16 protein-coding genes are annotated in these 16,586 nt (G+C 65.3%); 13 read left to right on the top strand and 3 right to left on the bottom strand.

Annotation, left to right across the window (positions count from 1 at the left end):
* The first annotated feature begins 35 nt into the window (after positions 1-35).
* Complete coding sequence (locus tag IHV84_RS20270; RefSeq protein ID WP_370541171.1) at positions 36-941, top strand: methyl-accepting chemotaxis protein; 906 nt, start codon at positions 36-38, stop codon at positions 939-941.
* 208 nt (positions 942-1,149) lie between these two features.
* On the opposite strand, the gene IHV84_RS02980 is transcribed toward IHV84_RS20270, so the two are convergent.
* A complete protein-coding gene (locus IHV84_RS02980; protein ID WP_198845771.1) occupies positions 1,150-2,238 on the bottom strand; it encodes a DUF72 domain-containing protein in 1,089 nt (362 codons plus the stop codon).
* Positions 2,239-2,354: 116 nt separating this feature from the next.
* Here IHV84_RS02980 and IHV84_RS02975 point away from each other — a divergent pair, with 116 nt between their 5' ends.
* From IHV84_RS02975 to IHV84_RS02965, 3 genes are all read left to right on the top strand, one after another.
* Entirely contained in the window at positions 2,355-4,718 is a 2,364-nt protein-coding gene (locus IHV84_RS02975) for a Tex family protein (RefSeq protein WP_198845742.1), read from the top strand.
* 83 nt (positions 4,719-4,801) lie between these two features.
* Complete coding sequence (locus IHV84_RS02970; protein WP_198845741.1) at positions 4,802-5,629, top strand: HDOD domain-containing protein; 828 nt, start codon at positions 4,802-4,804, stop codon at positions 5,627-5,629.
* A gap of 48 nt (positions 5,630-5,677) precedes the next feature.
* On the top strand, positions 5,678-6,880 hold the full coding sequence (locus tag IHV84_RS02965) for a patatin-like phospholipase family protein (protein ID WP_198845740.1): 1,203 nt from the start codon (positions 5,678-5,680) through the stop codon (positions 6,878-6,880).
* 38 nt (positions 6,881-6,918) lie between these two features.
* Here IHV84_RS02965 and IHV84_RS02960 read toward each other — a convergent pair whose 3' ends face one another.
* A complete protein-coding gene (locus IHV84_RS02960; protein WP_198845739.1) occupies positions 6,919-8,055 on the bottom strand; it encodes an iron-containing alcohol dehydrogenase in 1,137 nt (378 codons plus the stop codon).
* 85 nt (positions 8,056-8,140) lie between these two features.
* Between IHV84_RS02960 and IHV84_RS02955 the strand changes: the two genes are divergently transcribed.
* The 3 genes from IHV84_RS02955 to IHV84_RS02945 all read left to right on the top strand — a co-directional run bounded on the left by IHV84_RS02955 (position 8,141) and on the right by IHV84_RS02945 (position 10,887).
* Positions 8,141-9,010: a 2-keto-4-pentenoate hydratase gene (locus tag IHV84_RS02955; protein WP_198845738.1), complete on the top strand. Its 870-nt coding sequence runs from the start codon at positions 8,141-8,143 to the stop codon at positions 9,008-9,010.
* A gap of 86 nt (positions 9,011-9,096) precedes the next feature.
* Positions 9,097-10,023 (top strand): alpha/beta hydrolase, encoded by a 927-nt coding sequence (locus IHV84_RS02950; protein WP_198845770.1) that lies wholly within the window; start codon positions 9,097-9,099, stop codon positions 10,021-10,023.
* A 6-nt stretch (positions 10,024-10,029) separates the two neighbouring features.
* Positions 10,030-10,887: a YbgC/FadM family acyl-CoA thioesterase gene (locus IHV84_RS02945; protein ID WP_198845737.1), complete on the top strand. Its 858-nt coding sequence runs from the start codon at positions 10,030-10,032 to the stop codon at positions 10,885-10,887.
* Positions 10,888-10,933: 46 nt separating this feature from the next.
* Here the strand turns inward: IHV84_RS02945 and IHV84_RS02940 are convergent, their stop codons facing one another.
* Complete coding sequence (locus tag IHV84_RS02940; RefSeq protein ID WP_142080674.1) at positions 10,934-11,848, bottom strand: folate-binding protein YgfZ; 915 nt, start codon at positions 11,846-11,848, stop codon at positions 10,934-10,936.
* Positions 11,849-11,893: 45 nt separating this feature from the next.
* Here IHV84_RS02940 and mltG point away from each other — a divergent pair, with 45 nt between their 5' ends.
* The 6 genes from mltG (at position 11,894) to IHV84_RS02910 (ending at position 16,556) form a co-directional block, all read left to right on the top strand.
* Positions 11,894-12,883, top strand: coding sequence for an endolytic transglycosylase MltG (gene mltG / locus IHV84_RS02935; protein WP_370541167.1), 990 nt, complete (start codon positions 11,894-11,896; stop codon positions 12,881-12,883).
* 68 nt (positions 12,884-12,951) lie between these two features.
* Positions 12,952-13,629, top strand: a complete 678-nt coding sequence (gene tmk / locus IHV84_RS02930; protein WP_044394618.1) for a dTMP kinase — start codon at positions 12,952-12,954, stop codon at positions 13,627-13,629.
* Positions 13,626-14,657, top strand: coding sequence for a DNA polymerase III subunit delta' (locus tag IHV84_RS02925; protein ID WP_370541166.1), 1,032 nt, complete (start codon positions 13,626-13,628; stop codon positions 14,655-14,657). The genes tmk and IHV84_RS02925 overlap by 4 nt, the downstream gene beginning before the upstream one ends.
* Positions 14,658-14,659: 2 nt before the next feature.
* Positions 14,660-15,019 carry a PilZ domain-containing protein gene (locus tag IHV84_RS02920; protein ID WP_044394620.1) on the top strand — a complete coding sequence of 120 codons (360 nt, stop codon included), beginning with the start codon at positions 14,660-14,662 and terminating at the stop codon, positions 15,017-15,019.
* A gap of 62 nt (positions 15,020-15,081) precedes the next feature.
* Complete coding sequence (locus IHV84_RS02915) at positions 15,082-15,888, top strand: TatD family hydrolase (protein ID WP_198845735.1); 807 nt, start codon at positions 15,082-15,084, stop codon at positions 15,886-15,888.
* Positions 15,885-16,556 (top strand): ankyrin repeat domain-containing protein, encoded by a 672-nt coding sequence (locus IHV84_RS02910; protein ID WP_198845734.1) that lies wholly within the window; start codon positions 15,885-15,887, stop codon positions 16,554-16,556. The genes IHV84_RS02915 and IHV84_RS02910 overlap by 4 nt, the downstream gene beginning before the upstream one ends.
* The last annotated feature ends 30 nt before the right edge of the window (positions 16,557-16,586 follow it).

The following is a 16,586-nucleotide window of genomic DNA, read 5'->3' as shown; positions in this document are numbered from 1 at the left end:
ACTGGGTGATCGTGGCCGAGGCGCCCCTGTCTGAAATGATGATGAGCGCCCGCGCCGTGCTGATCTGGCTGTGGGTGGGCGTGCTGGCCGCGCTGGTCATCCTGACGGTGGTGCTGGTCTATGCCACGCGCCGACTGGTGGGCAAGCCGGTGCAGCAGCTCAGCGCCGCGCTGGGGTTCCTGTCGCAAGGCGACTTGACGCGGTCGGTGGACATCCGATCCAACGACGAGATTGGCGCCTTGGGCCAGGCCATGGAAGGTTTTCGCCAGCGCCTGGCGCAAAGCCTGGGCACGGTGCGCCGCAGTGCCGAAAGCGTGTCGTCCGCCAGTTACGAGATCGCCCAGGGCAACCAAGACCTCTCGGCCCGCACCGAAACCCAGGCCAGCTCGCTGGAGGAAACGGCTGCCAGCATGGAGGAGCTGGGCTCCACCATTCGCCACAACGCCGACAACGCCTCGCAAGCCAGCCGCCTGGCGGCCAGCGCCAGCCAGGTGGCCGCGCAAGGTGGCGACGTGGTGGCGCAGGTGGTCAGCACCATGCACAACATCAATGGCAGCAGCCAGAAGATTGCCGACATCATTGGCGTGATCGACGGCATCGCGTTTCAGACCAACATCCTGGCCTTGAACGCCGCCGTGGAAGCCGCCCGCGCGGGCGAGCAAGGCCGAGGCTTTGCCGTGGTGGCCAGCGAGGTGCGCAACCTGGCGCAGCGCACGGCAACCGAGGCCAAGGCCATCAAGGAGCTGATTGGCGCCAGCAGCGCCATGGTGCAAGAGGGCTCGGTGCTGGCTGACAAGGCGGGCACCACCATGGGCGAGGTGGTCAGCGCCATCCAGCGCGTGGCCGACATCGTCTCGGAAATCAGCGCCGCCACGGGCGAGCAAAGCGCCGGGGTGGGTCAGGTGGGGCAGGCCGTCACGCAGCTCGACCAGGCCACCTAGCAAAACGCGGCTTTGGTGGAAGAAATGGCTGCCGCCGCCAGCAGCCTGCGCACCCAGGCCGAGCAGATGGTGGAGGCCGTGGCCCAGTTCAAGCTGGGGCAGGAGCCAGGGCAGGCGCTGCAACTGGGGCGCTGAGTGTCAATGCTTTTGCTATTAAGTTAATAGCTGCTAGCGCTTGATAGATAAGCGCTAGAGGCCAAAAAAGCTCTTATCCAGAAGCCGTGCCAGGGCCTGGGCCATCTGATGTGTGCAGCGCTCGCACATGCTCCGCCAGCCGCTGCACGGTCAAGGGGGCGCAGCCCTCGGCGTGGTTGCTGATGGTGACGTAGGCGTTCTGGCCCCTGCCGGTGATGCCAACGATCACCTTGGCCAGGGCTTCTTGTGTGGCGGGGTCCAGGTCGTGCAGCCGGTCGTAGGGGGCGTAGCGCTTTTCCGCGTCTTCGTAGCCGTAGGGGCCGTGCACTTCGTTCAGGTTCCAGCGGCACACCAGGGGCGTGGGCCACAGCGCCCGCAGCAGCGGCAATTGGTCTGCCAGTGGTGGCAGCTTGGGATGCAGACCCAGGCAGTAGGTGGCGCCGGCGTTGCGCAGCACGGCAGCAAATTCGGGCGTGAGCCACTCTGGGTCGCGCACCTCCACGGCAATCACCCCATCAGGTGCCCGGCTGGCCAGGGCTGGCAGGGCCTGCAGCAGCGTGCGCAGCTGCTCCAGCACCTGCGGCATGCGGTCCAGCAGCGCCATCGGCAAGGGGCTGATCTGGAACACCAGTGCGCCGACTTTGCTGCCCAGGCCTTCCAGTGCAGGCTCTACAAATTCGCGCAGCGCCAGTTCGGGGTTCAGAAACGCGGGGTTGGGCTCGCGGCCCCGGCCGTCTTCGGTGCGCACCAGCGCGTCTGTCACCAGGCTGGGGGCTTTGACCACAAAGCGGAAGTCCTCGGGCACCTGCTCGGCGTAGCGCTGGTATTGGCTGACGGTGAGCGGCCGGTAAAAGTTGCGGTCCAGGCTCACCGTGCGCAGCAGAGGGTGGGCTGCATAGGCCGCCAAACCTTGCTTGGACAACTGCGGTGCCTCGTATACGGCATCCCACACCAGACCATTCCAGGCCGGGTAAGTCCACGACGACGTACCCATGCGCAACTGCGGCGGCAGCGCCTGGGCCAAGGCATGCAGCGCATCATCCTGCGGTGCCGGGCGCACCTTCAGCCCCTGGCCGCGCTTGGCGGGGGCGGCGTCGGCGGGGCCAGAGGCAGGCGGCGGCGCAGGTGGGGCGGGCGGTGCGCCAAACAGGTCGTCTTGCAAAGGCAAAGCAGTCAACAACGGGGGGAAGGGGTGGGGATGTTAGCCCCGCTCAGGCCTGTGGCAAACTCCCGCGCTTCGCGTTTTGTTCGTTTGAGTATCAGAGAGTTTGCCCACACATGCAGCAGATCATTCGGCAACTGGCCGCAGAAATCAAAGTAGGGGAGCAGCAGGTCCGCGCTGCCGTCGAGTTGCTGGACGGTGGTGCCACGGTGCCCTTCATCGCGCGCTACCGCAAGGAAGTGACTGGCGGCCTGGACGATATCCAGCTGCGCGAACTGGAAGCCCGCCTGTCGTACCTGCGCGAACTGGACGAGCGCCGCGCTGCGGTGCTCAAGAGCATTGATGAGCAAGGCAAGCTGACCGATGCCCTGCGCGCCGCCATTGCTGCCGCGCCCACCAAGCAGGAGCTGGAAGACATCTACCTGCCCTTCAAGCAAAAGCGCCGCACCAAAGGCCAGATGGCCCGCGAATTCGGCATCGAGCCGCTGGCCGACAAGCTGTTTGCCGACCCCACGCTCGACCCCGCCGCAGAGGCAGTAGCCTTCATCCGCCCACCCGAGGTGCTGGACGACGGCAAGACCGGCGCCGATTTCTCGACCGTGCCTGCCGTGCTGGACGGCGTGCGCGACATCTTGAGCGAGCGCTGGGCTGAAGACGCCGCCCTGGTGCAAAACCTGCGCGAGTGGCTGTGGGCCGAAGGCCTGCTGCGCTCCAAAAAGGTGGAGGGCAAGAACGAGAACGACCCCGAAGTTTCCAAATTCCGTGACTATTTTGAATACGACGAGCCCATTGGCCGCGTGCCTTCGCACCGGGCGCTGGCCGTGTTCCGCGGTCGTGGTCTGGAGATTCTGGAAGCCAAGCTGGTGCAACCGGTGGAGCCAGAACCCGGCAAGCCCAGCCTTGCCGAAGGCAAGATTGCACTGCACCTGGGCTGGAGCCACCAGGGCCGCAAGGCCGATGACCTGATCCGCAAGTGCGTGGCCTGGACCTGGCGCGTGAAGCTGAGCCTATCCACCGAGCGCGATCTGTTCACCCGCCTGCGCGACGAGGCCGAAAAAGTCGCCATCAAGGTGTTTGCCGACAACCTGCGTGACCTGCTGCTGGCCGCACCCGCCGGCCCGCGCGTGGTGATGGGCCTGGACCCCGGCATTCGCACCGGCGTGAAAGTGGCGGTGGTGGATGCCACCGGCAAGCTGGTGGACACCGCCACGGTGTACCCGCACGAGCCCAAACGCGACTGGGATGGCTCGCTGTTCACGCTGGCCAAGCTGTGCGAAAAGCACGGCGTGAACCTGATTGCCATTGGCAACGGCACGGCCAGCCGCGAAACCGACAAGCTGGCCGCTGACCTGATCAAGATGGCCGCCAAGGCCGACCGCGCCATTGAGAAAGTGGTGGTGAGCGAGGCGGGTGCCTCGGTTTATTCCGCCAGCGAATACGCCAGCCAGGAAATGCCCGATGTGGACGTGAGCCTGCGCGGCGCGGCCTCCATCGCCCGCCGTCTGCAAGACCCGCTGGCCGAGCTGGTGAAGATCGACCCCAAAAGCATTGGCGTGGGCCAGTACCAGCACGATGTGAACCAGAGCGAGCTGGCCCGCACCCTGGGCACGGTGGTGGAAGACTGCGTGAACTCGGTGGGTGTGGACCTGAACACGGCCAGCGTGCCGCTGCTCTCCCGCGTGTCGGGCCTGTCGGCCAGCGTGGCCAAGGCCGTGGTGCGCTGGCGCGAGGCCAATGGTGCGTTCAAAAACCGCAAGCAGCTGATGGACGTGGCCGGCCTGGGCGCCAAAACTTTTGAGCAGAGCGCGGGCTTTTTGCGCATTCGTGGCGGTGACAACCCGCTCGACATGACCGGGGTGCACCCCGAAACCTACCCCGTGGTCGAGCAGATCATGGAAAAGACGGGCAAGCCCGTGGCCGAGCTGATGGGCCGGGCTGACATGCTCAAGACCCTGAAGCCCGAGCTGTTCGCCAACGAGAAGTTTGGCGTCATCACCGTCAAGGACATTCTGGGCGAGCTGGAAAAGCCCGGCCGCGACCCGCGTCCCGACTTCAAGGTGGCCCGCTTCAACGACGGCGTGGAAGACATCAAGGACCTGAAGGAAGGGATGATTCTGGAAGGTACCGTGAGCAACGTGGCCCAGTTTGGCGCGTTTGTGGACCTGGGTGTGCACCAGGATGGCCTGGTCCACGTGAGCCAGCTCGCGCACAAGTTTGTGAACGACGCCCGTGAAGTGGTCAAGACCGGCGACATCGTTCGCGTCAAGGTCATGGAAGTGGATGTGGAGCGCAAGCGCATCGGCCTGTCGATGAAGCTCGATGCTGCCCCGCGTCCGTCGGGCGACCGCGGCCCGCGCGACAACCGCTTTGAAGGCGCAGGGCGCGGCTACCAGCAGCCCCAGCGCCGGGCGCCAGAGCCCGCGCAGCAATCGGCCATGGCCTCGGCGTTTGCCAAATTGCAACAGGCCAAGGGGCGCTGAAGGCGCGGCGTACGTTTCGCCCACCGCTGCCGGGGTGGCGCGGCCATAATCGCCGCAACCACCACCGACGCGCCCCCTGAACCATGGAGCTGAACGCACTGCTAGGCCAACCCGCGGCGCTGCCAAGCCTGCCGCGCACGGTGGCGTTGCTGATGAACGAGCTGGCGCAGCGCGAGCCCAGTTTGCGTCGGCTGAACCTGCTCTTTGGTTCAGACCCGGTGCTCGCCGCACGCCTGCTGGAGCTGGCCAACGCACCTGCGCACCAGCTGACCCGCCAGGTGGCGGGCATTTCTGAAGCCCTGGTGCTGCTGGGCAGCGCCCCGCTGCAAACGCTGGTGTCGTCTGCCACGCTGGGCACGGCGGCCCGTGCGGTGCAGGGTATCAACCTGCAGCAGTTCTGGCGCTACAGCCTGCACACCGCCAAGCTAGCTCGCTCACTGGCTGGGGTGGTGTTCCAGAACCCCACGGCCGCGTATACCGCTGGCTTGCTGCATGGTTTGGGTGAATTGCTCATTCACCTAGGCAACCCGCAAAAGGCGCAGTCGATGAACACCTTGGTGCTACCGCTGGACATGCGCCGGGGCAAGATCGAGCAACGCATCCTGGGCTACAGCTACAGCCATGTTTCTGCGGCGCTGGCCCAGCGCTGGCTGCTGCCCCAGGTGGTGGTGGATGCCTTGCAGTACCAGGCTGCGCCTTTTGAGAACACGGCTTACGAGCCCCTGGCCGGAGTGATCCACCTGGCTGCGTGGCGCGTACGCGGCCGCGAGGCAGGGCTCTCTGAGCGCGAACTGGCGGTGACTTTTCCGGGCGAGATCGGCCTGATGCTGGGCCTGGACATTGACATGGTGCTGCAGCAAGACCCCATCGACTGGACGGTGCGCCCCGACGCCGCAGACTACCTGGTCTGACGCTCGCGCCCGCCGCGCGCGGGCTGCTGCGCTGCGACAATCGGCGCGATGAAAGCACTGCGAATCCACGCTGGCCCACTGGCCTACCAACACCTGGCCCAGCGCGGCCTGCAGCCGTCTGATGTCGGGGTGGTGCCCGCCGCAGCCGGTGGGCCCAAGGGGCTCATCCTGGGGCCGCTTGACCGGTTTTTGTTTGGCCAGTGGTTGCCGCAATCTGCCCAGCCGGTGCACCTGGTGGGTGCGTCGATTGGCGCGTGGCGCATGGCCACCGCTTGTCTCAATGACCCGGTGGCTGCCCTGCAGCGCCTGGAAGACGCCTACGTGCGCCAGCACTACGAGGTGCCCCCGGGCAAGAAGCGCCCCCCCGCATCGCAGGTGAGCGAGCAGTTTGGGCAAAACCTGCAAAGCTTTTATGCCGGACGGGTGGACGAGGTGCTGCAGCACCCCCGCTACCACCTGCATGTGATTGCAGCGCGTGGCCGCCATGTGCTGGGGCGGGAACACCCGGTGGCTACGCCGCTGGGCTACCTGGGCGCATTTTTCAGCAACACGATGCACCGCAAGGCACTGGGCGCCTGGCTGGAGCGGGTGGTGTTCTCCTCGCCCTTGGGGGGTAGGCCTGCGGGCGCACTGCTGCCCGCACCGCTTCCATTCGGCACGCACGACTTTCGCACCCGGCAGGTGCGCCTCACGCCTGCCAACTTCATGAACGCCTTGCAGGCGAGCTGCTCCATTCCGTTCGTGTTGCAGGCGGTGCACCACATTGAGGGGGCTCCGCCCGGCGCCTACTGGGATGGCGGGCTGACCGACTACCACATGCATCTGGCCTACCATCAGCCGCAGGTTGCTATCAATAACATAGCTGCTGGCGCTTATTCAGAAAGCGCTGCAGGCCGATTTGACTCTCAATCTGCCGTGAATAGCTCCGAAGCATCGCAGGGCGCAGGCCTGGTGCTGTACCCGCACTTTCAGCACCAGGTAGTTCCGGGTTGGCTGGACAAGGCGCTGCGCTGGCGCCACAAAGCCACCCCTGCGCTCGACTCGATGGTGGTGCTGTCGCCCGATCCGCAATGGGTGAAGACCTTGCCCAACGCCAAGCTGCCCGACCGCCAGGATTTCACCCACTACGGGCCCGACACCGCCGCGCGCAGCAAGGCCTGGCTGGCTGCCACGGGGGCAGCCCAGCAACTGGCTGATGAGCTGGCCCAGTGGCTGCAGCGGCCCGACATGGGGGCGGTGCACCGGTTGTAGGGCGGGCTTGGCGGGCACAGCCGTAGGGCAGTACGTTCTTACAGGCTCTGGTGCAGCATTTCCCGGTATTGCTCAGGCGTGGCAACGCGCGGGTTGGTCTTGTGGCAGTGGTCGGCCATGGCGCCTTTGATGACATCGTCAAACACGTCGGGCGTGACACCCATGGCCGCCAGGCCCGTGGGCAGGCCCAGGCGCGCATTCATGTCGCGAATCGCCTCGGGGATGTCGCTGGCGGACGCCAAACCCATGGCGTGGGCCATGCGCTCCAGGCGGCGCTCTTTCTGCACCGACTCTGCCTGCGCGTTGAACCGCACCACCGCAGGCAAGAACATGGCGTTGAGCGTGCCGTGGTGCAGGCGCGGGTTCACGCCGCCCAGGCTGTGGCTGAGCGAATGCACAGCCCCCAGCCCTTTCTGGAAGGCCATGGCCCCTTGCATGCTGGCGCTCATCATGTTCAGGCGTGCTTCGCGGTCACTGCCGTTGCGGGTGGCTTTTTCGATGGCAGCCCAGCCGCGTTCCAGTCCGTCCAGTGCAATGCCATCGGCAGGTGGGTTGAAGGCGGCAGACATGAAGGTTTCCATGCAGTGCGCAATGGCGTCCATGCCCGTGGCGGCCGTGAGCATGGGGGGCAGACCCAGCGTGAGTTCGGGGTCGCAAATGGCGGCCTTGGGCACCAGGTTCCACGAGTGAAAGCCCAGCTTGCGGTGGTCGTCCACGATGATGATGGCGCCGCGCGCCACCTCGCTGCCCGTGCCGCTGGTGGTGGGCACGGCAATGACCGGTGCCGTGCGCTCGCTGATGCGGGGTGAGCCGCCTTCAATCGTGGCGTAGTGGGTGAGGGGGCCTTCGTGGGTGGCCGCAATGGCAATGCCCTTGGCGCAATCGATGGCCGAACCGCCACCCACGGCAATCAGGCCATCGCAGCCCTGGGCCTGGTACACCGCCACGGCCGCGCGCACGGCGGCTTCGGTGGGGTTGGCCGGCGTCTGGTCGAAAACGGCCAGCGGCAGGCCGGGCAGGGCGTCCAGCGCTTTTTGCAGCACCCCGGCGGCTTTCACGCCGGGGTCGGTCACGATCAGGGGGCGGGTGATGCCGACCCGATCGCATTCCTGGCGCAGCAGTTGCACCGCGCCAAACTCGAACTGGATCTGGGTCACGTAGTTGATGAAAGCCATGGTGTGAGATGGATGTGAAGAAGAACGCCAGCGATTACGATAGCCGCCAGCCCGCAAAGGCCCACTTTATAAGGAGGAGACGCACATGCCTACGAAGCAAACCCTGATGACTGTTTTGCTGGCCGTCACTTGCGCGACAAGCGCCAGCGCCCAGTGCCTGAGCGATGCACAGGTGTCTGACCTGGTCGCCAATTACCTGGCCAAAAAGCCCGCCGCCAACATCGAAGGCTTGTCAGACGCTGACGGCGCCTGCACCCGCGCCAAGGTCAACAGCCTGCTCGCGCAGCGCTTTGGCAAGGTGGTGGGCTACAAGGCCGGGCTGACCAACCCTGCGGTGCAAAAGCGCTTCAACACCGACAAGCCCGTTTGGGGCAAGCTGTACGAAGGCATGGTGCTGGCCAACGGCGCGGCGGTAGAGGCAGGCTTTGGTGCCCGCCCACTGTTCGAGGCCGACATGCTGGTGCGCGTGAAAAGCGCCCAGATCAACCAGGCCAAGACGCCCCTGCAGGTGTTGGAGTCGATTGACCAGGTCATTCCGTTCATTGAGCTGCCCGACCTGCTGGTGCAGGCGCCGCCCAAGCTCAACGGCGCTGGCGTCAGCGCCATCAATGTGGGCGCTCGTCTGGGCGTTGCCGGTGCGCCGCTGGCCGTGCCAGCCTACCGTGCAGAGCGCTACGCGTTCCTGCAGGCTCTGGCCGACATGCAGGTCAGCCTGACCGATGGCGCTGGCACCCGGCTGGGTGGCGGCAAGGGCAGCGACATTCTGGAGCACCCACTCAACGCCGTGGTGTGGCTGGCGCAAGCCCTGGCGCAAGAAGGGCTGGCGATGCAGCCGGGCGACTTGATCAGCCTAGGCTCTTTCTCGCCCCTGCTGCCACCCAAGGCAGGCCTGTCGGTCACGGCCACATTTGAAGGCCTGCCAGGGGCCGAGCCTGTGCGGGTGAGCTTCAAGTAGGCGCTACCCCAATTTTTCGACCGCAACCCACGGAGCTTTGTGTTTTGACCGATTTGCACATCCACCACACCCGCCTGACGCCGCAAATGCGCGGCGTGCTGCAAGGCATGGCCCGCGCTGGGCACCCGCCGCTGCACACGCGCACCCCCGAAGATGCGCGCAAGGCCTACGAGGCCGGTGCCGGTGTGCTGGAAGTGCCCAAGGCGGCACTGCCCAGGGTGGAAGACTTTCACATCCCCGCGCGCGACGGCTACCGTATGCCTGCGCGGCTCTACGCACCTGTCGAGGCGGGGGGCGCCGCGCTGCCGCTGCTGCTGTACCTGCACGGCGGCGGCTTCACCATTGGCAGCATTGCCACGCATGATGTGCTTTGCCGCGAGCTGGCGCGCCTTTCGGGGGCGATGGTGGTGTCGCTGGAATACCGGCTGGCGCCGGAGCACCGGTTCCCCACAGCCAGCAATGACGCGTGGGACGCGCTGGCCTGGCTGGCCCAGCACGCCGCCACGCTGGGCGCAGACCCCGCCCGACTGGCGGTGGGGGGCGACAGCGCCGGGGGCACCCTGGCGGCAGTCAACGCCATCCTGGCGCGCGATGCGGGCCTGCCGCTGGCTTTGCAGCTGCTGTTTTATCCAGGCTGCGCGGCGCACCAGGACACTCCCTCCCACGCCACCTACTCGCGCGGCCTGGTGCTGGAAGAGCCCGCCATCAGCTGGTTCTTTGGGCACTATGTGCAAAGCCGGGCCGAGCGGGAGGACTGGCGGTTTGCCCCCCTGCACGCGCCCGATGTCGAAGGCGTGGCCCCTGCGTGGATCGGCCTGGCCGAGTGTGACCCGCTGGTGGACGAAGGCGTGGACTATGCCGACAAATTGCGCGCCAGCGGTGTGGCGGTCGATCTGGAAATCTACCGTGGCGTGACGCATGAATTCATCAAGATGGGACGTGCCGTGCCCGAGGCATTGAAAGCCCACGCCGACGCAGCCCGCGCGCTGCGCCAAGCCTTTGGAATGGAGTGATACCGAATGCAACGCCAGAACTTCCGTTGTATGCACCGCCTGCGCGTGCGCTGGGCCGAAGTGGACATGCAGAAAATCGTGTTCAACGCCCACTACCTCATGTACATCGACACCGCCATGTCGGAATACTGGCGCGCGCTGGCGCTGCCGTATGAGGCCAGCATGCACATCCTGGGCGGCGAGATGTATGTGAAAAAGGCCACGGTGGAATACCACGCCTCGGCCAAGCTGGACGACACGCTGGACGTGGGGTTGCGCTGCGCGCGCATTGGCAACTCGTCCTGTGCGTTTGAAGCGCCCATTTTCTGTGGCGACCGGCTGCTGGTCACTGGCGAACTGATTTACGTGTTTGCAGACCCCGCCACCCAGACATCCACCCCCGTGCCTGCCGCGCTACGGGCCATGCTGGAGGGGTACGAGGCCGGTGCCGAGATGGTCGAAGTGCGCACGGGTGACTGGAATACGCTGGGCCGCGATGCCGCCCGCCTGCGCACGGCGGTGTTTGTGCGCGAACAGGGCATACCCGCCGATGTGGAAGCAGACGCGCTGGATGCCAGCGCGCGCCACGCGGTGCTCTACAACCGACTGGGGCAGCCTGTGGCTACGGGGCGGCTGCTGCAGCAAGCACCGGGCGTGGGCCGCATTGGGCGCATGGCGGTAGACCGGTCCGTGCGCGGTGCCCAGTGGGGCCGTGTGCTGCTGGCTGCCTTGCTAGAGGCCGCGCGCGCCCGGGGTGACACGCAGGTGCAACTGCACGCGCAGTGCAGCGCACAAGGGTTCTATGAGCGGGCGGGGTTCACGGTGGCGGGTGCGCCCTATGAGGAGGCCGGGCTGGCCCATGTGCTGATGACCCAGGCGCTTTGAGCGCCAAGCCTGCTGGCGCCCTTGCAGGGGTTGTGCAGGCAGACTCTTAAATATCTTCCAGCAGCGGGTACGGCAGGGCTTGCAACTGCAATGCCACGCCGCCGGCTGCGCCCACCTGCAACGGTTGTTCGGTGGCAGCAATCTGCAGCGAGACCAGCGCATCCACGCCCCCTTGCGGCGAAGGCGCAGTCTGCACCACCGTGCCGCAAGGCTGCTCCAGGTCGTCGGCGGCAAAGACTTCGCTGCCTACGGCGATGTCGCTGCTGGCGTGCGCCAGATAGGTACGGCGCTTGAGTGTGCCCCGGAACTGGCTGCGCGCCACCACTTCCTGGCCGGGGTAGCAGCCCTTCTTGAAGTTCACACCGCCCACCGATTCGTAGTTGAGCATTTGCGGCACAAACGCATCCACCAGCGGTGCCGTGAGCGTGGCAACACCGCTTTGCACCTCGCTCCACAGCCAGATTGACGGGTCCAGCTGCGGGCCCTGGGGTGCGGGGCTGCCCTGGGGGGCGATCCACAGCGCGCGCGGCTGGCCTGCGGCCGGGTAGAGGTGGATGATCGTGTTTTGATCAAAATCGGCCTTGGACCAAGCAGGTAAAGCGCTGCCAGCTATGGTTTTGATAGTGTCACCCGCCAGCCCGTAGAGTGCGAAGTCCGCCGTCGCATCGCTGAGCTTGGCCTTGGCGCGCAGCACAAACATCGACAGGCGCTTGAGCGTGGGTGCGAGCAAGTCCAGGCTGCAGACCAGCAGCACTTCGGTGGCGCTGCGCTTGAAGCCGATGAAGCTGGCTTGCATTCGGCCCTTGGCCGACAAAAAAGCCGCCAGCCGGGCGTGCTGCATGTCCAGCAGCGCAAAGTCCTGCGTCAACTGGCCGTGAAGGAATTTCGCGGCGTCTTCGCCTTCCACGCGAATCACGCCGAGGTGGGACAGGGGGGCAATACCGTTCAAAAGCTGCGTCATGGCTGAATTATGATGCCCCCTCCTTTTCACACAGGCAGCAGGGTTGTGCGACGTTTACTGGCATGGGTGTTTGTTTTATTGATCGCCAGCGGCGCCGCTGCCGCATGGTGGTTGCACGAGCCCCTGGCCACAGGTGCCGAGCCGCTAGAGCTGGCGATTGAGCCCGGCTCCACCCCGCGCGGCGTGGCCCGTGATGTGGTGGCTGCGGGTGCGCAGACCAACGCGCAGCTGCTCTACGCCTGGTTTCGCCTGTCTGGCCAAGACCGCCTGATCAAGGCGGGCAACTACGAGATTCCGGCAGGCACCACGCCACGCAGTTTGCTGCGCATGCTGGTGCGCGGCGAGGAGGCCTTGCGGACCTTGACTCTGGTGGAGGGCTGGACCTTCCGGCAGGTGCGCCAGGCGCTGGCCAAGGAAGATCAGATCAAACAAGACACGGCGCAGCTGACGGCTGAGCAAATCATGGCCCAGCTGGGCCGCCCGGGTGTGCATCCGGAAGGGCGGTTTTTTCCTGACACCTATTCGTATGCCAAGGGTTCGAGCGACCTGGCGCTGCTGCGCCGTGCCTTGCACGCCATGGACCGCCGGTTGGAGGCCGCATGGGCTGCACGGGCGTCGGACGTGCCGCTGAAGTCACCCGACGAGGCGCTGATTCTGGCCAGCATTGTTGAAAAAGAAACCGGCCGGGCCAGCGACCGGGCGCAAATTGCCGGGGTGTTTGCCAACCGCCTGCGGGTGGGCATGCTGCTGCAGACCGACCCCACCGTCATCTACGGCCTGGGCGAGAAGTTTGACGGCAACCTGCGCCGCCGTGACCTGCAGACCGACACGCCCTGGAACACCTACACCCGTCCCGGCTTGCCGCCCACGCCCATCGCCATGCCGGGCAAGGCGGCTCTGTTGGCCGCGGTGCAGCCAGCGTCCACCCGTGCGCTGTACTTTGTGGCCAAGGGCGATGGCTCCAGCCATTTCAGCACCAGTCTGGACGAACACAATCGCGCGGTGAATCGCTACCAGCGGGGGCAATCGCAGTAACTGGCGTGCATGCGGTAGATGGCGGTTGATCGACTTGATGGGGCACGGCCTCAACACTGAAGGGTTCCATGTCACGTTCTGGCTTATTCATCTCGTTTGAAGGCATCGACGGTGCAGGCAAGTCCTCGCACATCGACGGCCTGGCACAAGCCTTTCGGGCCCAGGGGCGCAACGTTACGCTCAGCCGCGAGCCCGGCGGCACCCCGCTGGCCGAAAAGCTGCGCGAGCTGGTGTTGAATGACCCCATGGATGCGCTGACCGAAGCCCTGTTGATCTTCGCCGCCCGGCGCGACCATTTGTGCCAGGTGATTGAACCGGCCCTGGCGCGCGGCGATGTGGTGCTGTGCGACCGCTTCACCGATGCCACTTTTGCCTACCAAGGCGCTGGGCGCGGGTTTGATACGAATTTGCTATCGATTTTGGAGCGCATGGCGCAGACTGGTGTTGCGCCAGAGCCTGATTTGATGCGTGAACCCGATTTGACCGTGTGGTTTGATTTGGCCCCCGAAGTAGCGGCCGAGCGGCTGGCAGGTGCGCGTGTGCCTGACCGGTTCGAGTCCCAGCCCGTGGAGTTCTTCCGGCGCGTAGCCCAGGGCTATGCCGACCGGGCGGCTGCCGCGCCCCAGCGCTTCGCCCGCATCGATGCCGCACAGGACCGCCACCGTGTTTGGCAGCAGCTCACCAGCGTGTTTGTGCGCAAGGGGTGGTTGTCCATCATGGTGCCCACGCCAGGAGCCGTCGCGTGAGCAATCTGCCTTCCAGCGAGTCCCCCGCACTGGCGCCGTGGATTGCGGCGCAGCGCACCACCTTGCTCGCGCAACGTGGCCACGCGTGGTTGCTGCAAGGCCCTTCAGGCATGGGGCAGTACGCCCTGGGCCTGGAGCTGGTGCGCGCCTGGCTGTGCGATGCACCCACCCCGCACGGAGCGTGCGGCCAGTGCGCCAGTTGCCACGCCATCGAGGTGCGCACCCATGCGGATCTGTGCGTGCTGATGCCCGAAGTGCAGATGATGGAGCTGGGCTGGCCCTTGTCGGAAAAAGCCCAGGCCGAAATCGACGACAAGAAGCGCAAACCCAGCCGCGAAATTCGCGTGGAAGCCATGCGCGATGCGGTGGAGTTTTCACAGCGTACCTCTGCCCGAGGGCGCGGCAAGGCGGTGCTGGTTTACCCCGCAGAGCAGATGAACCACGTCACGGCCAATGCGCTGCTCAAGACGCTGGAAGAGCCGCCGGGCGACGTGCGTTTTGTGCTGGCCAGCGAGGCTGCGCACCAGTTGCTGCCCACCATTCGCAGCCGTTGCCTGGGCCATACCATGACGTGGCCTGCGCAGGCCGATATGTTGCAGTGGCTGCAATCGAAAGGCGTTGCCGCCGATGCGGCCACCGCGTTTTTGCGTGCAGCGGGCGGGCGGCCTGATGATGCGCTGGCGGTGGCCCGTTCAGGGCGCAGCCCCCAGGCCTGGGCATCGCTGCCGCAGGCGGTGGCGCGTGGTGATGTCACCGCGCTGGGCGACTGGACGCCCGCGCAGGCCATTGAGGCCTTGCAAAAGCTCTGCCATGACTTGCTGGCCGTGGCGGTAGGAGCCGCGCCGCGCTACTTCGCTGCGGCCGACTTGCCCAAGCCTCCTCCCTTGGCCGCGCTCACCCGCTGGTCCAAGGCGCTGGCCAAGGAGGCACGCACGGCAGACCACCCCTTCAATGCTGGACTCATGCTGGAAGCGCTTGTCGCCCAGGCGCGAAACACCCTACACTCCAGACAACCAACGCATTCCTGACCATGAGCACTCCGTCCAATGCCCCCCGTCCCAGCGTCATGCAGCTGGCCATCAAGGAAAAGGGCGCTTTGTATGCTGCGTACATTCCTTTTTTTGTAGAAGGTGGCATTTTTGTCCCCACCCAGCGCGACTACAAGCTGGGCGACGACGTCTATGTGCTGCTGACCTTGCCCGAAGATACCCAGCGCTACCCGGTGGCGGGGCGCGTGGCGTGGGTGACTCCAGCGCGTGCGGCCGGCAATCGCACCCAGGGGGTGGGCATCCAGTTTCCAAAAGACGAAAAATCCCGTCTGCTCAAGCTCAAGATCGAAGAAATCTTGGGAACTGCCCTGGGCTCGGAGCGTCCTACCCAGACCATTTGATGGCGCCGTTGCGCCCTGTGCCGACCTGCGCTGGCTGGTCGGCTTTTTTATTTTGATGCCGCATGTTTATTGACTCGCACTGTCATCTCTCGTTTCCCGAACTAGTGAGCCAAATGCCGGCCATTCGCCAGGCGATGGCCGATGCCCGCGTGGACCGGGCCCTTTGTATCTGCACCACCATGGAAGAGTTTGGTGACGTGCACGCTCTGGCATTGGCCTACGACAACTTCTGGAGCACGGTGGGCGTGCACCCCGACAACGAGGGCGTGCAGGAGCCCTCTGTGGAGGACTTGCTGGCCAAGGCCGGGTTGCCCCGTGTGGTGGCGATTGGCGAAACCGGCCTGGACTATTACGGCATGGAAGACCGCAAGGGCGGGCGCAGTGTGGCTGATCTGGAGTGGCAGCGCGACCGTTTCCGCACCCATATCCGCGCGGCGCGCGCCTGCGCCAAACCGTTGATCATCCACACCCGCAGTGCGTCGGACGACACATTGGCCATCCTTCGGGAAGAAGGGGAAGATGGTGCAGGCAACATCGCGGGCGGTGTCTTCCATTGCTTCACGGAATCCATGCAGGTGGCCCGGGCTGCGCTGGACCTGGGGTACTACCTCTCGTTCTCCGGCATCATCACCTTCAAGAACGCGCAGGACTTGCGTGACGTGGTGGCATTCACTCCGCTGGACCGAATCTTGATCGAGACCGACAGCCCCTATCTGGCGCCGGTGCCGTACCGAGGGAAAACCAACAATCCTTCCTTTGTGCCCTATGTGGCCCAGCAGGTGGCGCAGTGCAAAGGCATTGCGGTGGAAGAGGTGGGACACGCCACCAGCCGCAACTTTGAAACGCTGTTCAAAGGGGTGATGCCATGATCCATCGCCGCACTGTGCTGTTGGCCGCAGGGGCCGCAGTAGTTAGCCCTCTGGCTTGGGCAGGCTCGTACGAAGATTTTTTCACGGCCATTTTGCGCGACGACCCTGCCACTATCACCGCCTTGCTGCGCCGGGGTTTCGATCCCAACACACGCGATGCCAAAGGGCAGGTGGGTTTGGTCATTGCCTTGAAACAAGAGTCCGACAAAGCATTCGACGCTTTGCTGGCCGCGCGCAACACGCAGGTGGAAGCACGCAACGCGCAGGACGAAAGCCCGCTGATGATGGCGGCCATCAAGGGCAATGTGGAAGCGGTGCGCAAGCTGATCGCTCGCGATGCAGATGTCAACAAGACCGGCTGGGCGCCGCTGCACTACGCTGCGTCTGGTGGCACTGAGCAGCATTTGCGCATTGCTGCGCTGTTGCTGGAGAGCCATGCCTATATCGACGCTGCTTCTCCCAATGGCACCACGCCTTTGATGATGGCCGCGCAGTATGGCTCCGCAGAGATGGTGAAGTTATTGCTGGATGAAGGGGCGGACCCCACCCTGAAAAACCAGCTGGGTTTGACCGCTGTGAATTTTGCGCAGCGGGTCAGCCGCAGCGAATTGGCTGCGCAGCTTTCCGCAGCGATTCGCAAGCGCCAGCCCAACGCCGGCTCCTGGTGATTGACGGCTACTGGTGCGCGTAGCGGCGCG

The organism is Acidovorax sp. IB03 (assembly GCF_016406015.1).
GTDB classification, from domain to species: Bacteria; Pseudomonadota; Gammaproteobacteria; order Burkholderiales; family Burkholderiaceae_C; genus Acidovorax; species Acidovorax temperans.
Note: the sequence above shows the minus strand (reverse complement) of the source record. Positions and strands in the feature narration are given on the sequence as shown.